The 578-nt window shown below is 73.0% G+C and carries 1 protein-coding gene; it reads right to left on the reverse strand.

The genetic code is table 11. From position 1 onward, the window contains the following. Positions 1-61: 61 nt before the first annotated feature. Positions 62-496 carry a CBS domain-containing protein gene (locus ABZ281_RS38700; protein ID WP_356662695.1) on the reverse strand — a complete coding sequence of 145 codons (435 nt, stop codon included), beginning with the start codon at positions 494-496 and terminating at the stop codon, positions 62-64. Positions 497-578 lie beyond the last annotated feature (82 nt).

Genomic DNA, 578 nt, shown 5'->3' on the forward strand with positions numbered 1-578 from the left:
GTGGCGTCACCGACGTCGACGGTGACGCCGGTGGCGCTGATCTGCGCGGCCTGGTCCGTGCTCATGCATCACCACGGGCGTCGGGCTCGGCCCGGCCGATGTCGGCGAGCGCGGACGCGGGGTCCTCGACCTCGGCCACGTCACCGAGACTCACGATGCCGACCGGCAGTCCGTTCTCCACCACCGGCAGCCGGCGCACCGCGTGCTCGCGCATCAGCGTCACCGCGGTAGCCACCCGGTCGTCCGGCGTCACCGTCACGGGGTTGCGGGTACACACCGTCCGCGCGCTGACCGTCATCGGTTCGGCGCCGTCGGCGACGGCCCGTACGGTGATGTCACGGTCGGTGAGCACGCCGATCACGTCCTGCCCTTCGGCCACCACCACATCGCCGATGTTCTGCGTGCGCATCAACAGCGCGGCCTCGACGAGCGAGGCGTCCGGGCGCACGGCGACCACACCCGCTGTCATCACGTCCTTGACGTACTCGGCCCTCACTGGCGCCTTCCCTCCGTTCCCAGGACGGTCGGGGGGGGAGCGGCCGCCCCCCCCCCCCCCCCCCCCGGGTCGACGGCGACAG

Origin of the sequence: Streptomyces sp. NPDC006265, assembly GCF_040613555.1 — a bacterium.
GTDB lineage: Bacteria > Actinomycetota > Actinomycetes > Streptomycetales > Streptomycetaceae > Streptomyces.